Raw genomic sequence first — 4,161 nt, forward strand, 5'->3', positions numbered from 1 at the left:
CCCTGAATGTGTTCAGGGTGATTTGACCCGGCGCGCCGTTATTTCTGCTTTCATTTGGCTGGTTTTCAGCTGAACAAGGCAGGGGTTCAAGAGCAGCAGTCCGGAACTGAACCTCAAGGAATAGCACCATGAAACGTACTTACCAGCCCTCCAAGACGCGCCGCGCGCGCACCCACGGTTTCCTCGTCCGCATGAAGACCCGCGGCGGCCGTGCCGTCATCAACGCACGCCGCGCCAAGGGCCGCAAGCGCCTGGCCGTCTAAGGCCGCCCGGTCTACGGTCTGCTCCCCGCCTGCCTCCGGTTTGTACCGTCAGGTTCCAAACGGGGTGCCTGCATGCAACGGCTAAAAACCCGTCCGCAGTTCCAGGCCACCATGGCTGGGGGCACAGTCTCCCGCACAGCGCATTTTGCGCTGCACCGTCTGGTGCTGGATGCTGCTGGCAGCGCTGCTGCCAACCCTGCCAGTGCTGCACCCACAGGGCCCGGTTCCTTGCCGCCAACGCAAGGGCCGCAGGCCCTGTTTGTCGTGCCGGATGTCTGGCTGGGCGCGATGGTGCCCAAGCGCTGGGCGCGTCGTGCCGTGACACGCAACACCATCAAGCGGCAGATTTACACCGTAGGCGCAGCCTTTGAAGCGCGCCTTCCGCAGGCGGCCCATGTGGTGCGCTTGCGCACGGCGTTTGACCGCAAGCAGTTTGTGAGCGCCACGTCCGACCATCTCAAGCAGGCCGTGCGTGCGGAGCTGCTGCAGTTGTTTGGCCATGCCACCCGGCGTGCGGCCGGTGGGGCTGTAGCGCCCGCTCCGGCTCCTGCACCGCAGGTGGCTGTGCCTGCCCATGAGGTGACGCCATGATGATCATGAAGCGCCTGCTGATGGGCGTGGTCAAGGGCTACCGGCTGTTTCTGAGCCCCTGGCTGGGCTCGGCCTGCCGGTTTGAGCCCACTTGCTCGGCGTATTCGCTGCAGGCTCTGGAATTGCATGGCGCAGCGGCGGGCAGCTATCTCACGGTGCGCAGGCTGGTACGCTGCCATCCCTGGTGTGATGGGGGGCATGATCCGGTCCCCCGAGAACTGCCGCGCGGCATGAGGCTTTTTTCGCGGCTGCAACAATCCTCCACCACCCAACCACCCTCACCAAAGAAGTCTTCATGAACGACATTCGCCGCACCATTCTGTGGGTGATTTTTGGCTTTTCCATGGTTCTGCTGTGGGACAAGTGGCAACTGCACAACGGCAACAAAGCCACGTTTTTCCCCACCACCCCGGCTGTGACCGCGCCTGCTGCTGCAGGGGCTGCGTCCGGTGCCACGGGCGCGGCCAGTGTCCCCGTGTCTGCGGCGCCTGTGGCTGCGGCTGCTGCCCAAGGCGCTTCGGCCGTACCGGGTCAGCCAGCTCCGGCAACTGCACCCGCTGCTGCGCGGGAGCGCATTGAGGTCAAGACCGACGTGTACCGCCTCACCTTCGACAGCGAAGGCGGCACGCTCACCCATGCCGAGCTGTTGCAGCACGCCGACATGGCCGACAAAAACCGCAACTTCCTGCTGCTGGACGAGAGCGCCCAGCGCGTCTATGTGGCGCAGACCGGGCTGATTGGCGGTGGCTTCCCCACGCACAAAACCGTGATGACGGCCGTGCCAGGACCCCGTGAACTCAAGGATGGGCAGGACGAGCTGAGCATTCGTTTTGAATCGCCCAGCCAGGGTGGAGTGAAGCTGGTCAAGACCTGGACCATCAGGCGCGGTGCGTATGACATCGCTGTCAAACACGAAGTCGTCAACACCGGCAGCGCCGCCGTGTCGCCCCAGCTGTATCTGCAATTGGTGCGTGATGGCAACAAGCCGCCGGGCGAGTCGTCGTTCTATTCCACCTTCACCGGTCCGGCCGTCTACACGGATGCCAAGAAGTACCAGAAGGTCGAGTTCAAGGACATCGAGAACGGCAAGGTCGACATTCCCCGCGATTCACCCAATGGCTATGTGGCCATGGTGCAACACTATTTCGCCACCGCCTGGCTGCTGGCCGATGGCACCCAGCGCGAGCTGTTCACCCGCAAGGTGGATACCAACCTGTATTCCGTGGGCATGCTCACCTCGCTGGGCGCCATCGAACCAGGCACGAGCAAGACTGTAGATGCGCGTCTGTTTGCCGGCCCGCAGGTCGAAACCATGATGGAAAAGCTGTACCCAGGCCTGGAACTGGTCAAGGACTATGGCTGGCTCACCATCCTGTCCAAGCCGCTGTACTGGCTGCTGGACCAGCTGCACAAGCTTCTGGGCAACTGGGGCTGGGCCATCGTGGGCCTGGTGCTGCTGCTCAAGATCGCGTTCTACTGGCTCAACGCCAAGGCTTACGCCAGCATGGCCAAGATGAAGGCCATCAACCCCAAGATCATGGAGATGCGCGAGCGCCTGAAGGACAAGCCGCAGCAGATGCAGCAGGAGATGATGCGCATCTACCGCGAGGAAAAGGTCAACCCCATGGGCGGCTGCTTCCCCATCATGATCCAGATCCCCGTGTTCATTGCGCTGTACTGGGTGCTGCTGTCCAGCGTCGAGATGCGCAACGCGCCCTGGATCGGCTGGATCCATGACCTGTCCACGCCCGACCCGTTCTTTATCCTGCCACTGCTGATGACGCTCAGCTCGCTGCTGCAGACGGCCCTGAACCCCGCGCCGCCAGACCCACTGCAGGCCAAGATGATGTGGTTCATGCCGCTGATCTTCAGCGTGATGTTCTTCTTCTTCCCCGCCGGCCTGGTGCTGTACTGGCTGACGAATAACATCCTGTCGATTGCACAGCAGTGGATCATCAACACCCGCATGGGCGTGCCACCGCAATTTAATTTGCCGAAGTTCAAGTGATGGCGCAGCGGCAACGCTGACATCCACGAACTCACCCCCGAAAGGCCGCGCAAGCGGCCTTTTTCTTGCCCCTCCACCCTGTACAGTCGCCACCATGCTTGCCCGCCACCACGACCCCATCGTTGCCATAGCCACCGCCCCCGGGCGTGGTGCCGTCGGTATCGTGCGGGTGTCGGGCAAAGGGCTGGATGCGCTGGTGCACGCACTGTGCGGGCGTATGCTCAAGCCCCGCGAGGCCACCTACCTGCCCTTTCGGGATGCGCAGGGCCAGGCCATCGATCAGGGGCTGGCCCTGCACTTCCCCGGCCCGCATAGCTACACCGGCGAAGATGTGCTGGAGCTGCAAGCCCACGGCGGCCCCGTGGTGCTGCAACTGTTGCTGGCGCGCTGCCTGGAGGCTGGGGCTGCCACCGACCCGGCCACGGGCCAGCCCTGCCTGCCGGGCCTGCGCGTGGCCCAGCCCGGCGAATTCACCGAACGGGCTTTCCTGAACGACAAAATCGACCTGGCCCAGGCCGAGGCGATTGCCGACCTGATCGACGCGAGCACCGAGGCGGCCGCGCGCAGCGCCAGCCGCTCGCTCACGGGCGCGTTCTCGGCCGAGATACATGGCCTGCGCGATGCGCTCATCCACCTGCGCATGCTGGTCGAGGCCACGCTGGACTTTCCTGAGGAAGAAATCGACTTCTTGCGCAAGGCAGATGCGCACGGGCAGCTATCGAACTTGCAGCAAACCTTGGTCTCGGTGATGCAGCGGGCGCGCCAGGGCGCCTTGCTGCGCGAGGGCATCAAGGTGGTGATTGCCGGACAGCCCAATGCGGGCAAGAGTTCGCTGCTCAATGCGCTGGCGGGGGCCGAACTGGCCATCGTCACCCCCATCGCAGGCACCACCCGCGACAAGGTGCAGCAGACCATCCAGATCGAGGGGGTACCCCTGCACATCATCGACACCGCCGGCCTGCGCGACAGTGACGACGAGGTGGAGCGCATTGGCATCGCCCGCGCCTGGGACGAGATTGCGGGTGCCGATGCCGTGTTGTTCCTGCACGACCTGTCGCGCCAGGATGCTATTGAATACATAGCTGCTGAGGCAGATATAGCCAGCGCACTGGCCCAAAAACTACCTCAAACCATTCCGGTGATCGATGTCTGGAACAAACTCGACCGCGCCCCGGCGGCGGCCGCTGCCACCGCCGCAGGAGGGCCTGGGCAAGCCGATACCCGCCAAGGCGTGTGGCTGTCTGCGCGCACGGGTGAGGGGCTGGACGGGCTGCGGCGCACTCTGCTGGAAGTGGCGGG

General features: G+C 64.0%; 4 protein-coding genes and 1 pseudogene. All 5 read left to right on the forward strand.

Annotation, left to right across the window (positions count from 1 at the left end):
* Positions 1–128: 128 nt before the first annotated feature.
* Positions 129–263: a 50S ribosomal protein L34 gene (gene rpmH, locus DBR12_RS11495; protein ID WP_005798102.1), complete on the forward strand. Its 135-nt coding sequence runs from the start codon at positions 129–131 to the stop codon at positions 261–263.
* 72 nt (positions 264–335) lie between these two features.
* A complete protein-coding gene (locus DBR12_RS11500) occupies positions 336–854 on the forward strand; it encodes a ribonuclease P protein component (protein ID WP_108617369.1) in 519 nt (172 codons plus the stop codon).
* Between the two features lie 2 nt (positions 855–856).
* A complete protein-coding gene (yidD, locus tag DBR12_RS11505) occupies positions 857–1,153 on the forward strand; it encodes a membrane protein insertion efficiency factor YidD (RefSeq protein WP_108617379.1) in 297 nt (98 codons plus the stop codon).
* Positions 1,150–2,862 carry a membrane protein insertase YidC gene (gene yidC / locus DBR12_RS11510; protein ID WP_108617370.1) on the forward strand — a complete coding sequence of 571 codons (1,713 nt, stop codon included), beginning with the start codon at positions 1,150–1,152 and terminating at the stop codon, positions 2,860–2,862. Before yidD ends, yidC begins: the two co-directional genes overlap by 4 nt.
* Positions 2,863–2,956: 94 nt before the next feature.
* A pseudogene (mnmE, locus tag DBR12_RS11515) lies at positions 2,957–4,161 on the forward strand (tRNA uridine-5-carboxymethylaminomethyl(34) synthesis GTPase MnmE); the annotation flags it as partial.

Origin of the sequence: Acidovorax sp. HMWF029 (assembly GCF_003060895.1) — a bacterium.
Taxonomy (GTDB): Bacteria; Pseudomonadota; Gammaproteobacteria; order Burkholderiales; family Burkholderiaceae_C; genus Acidovorax.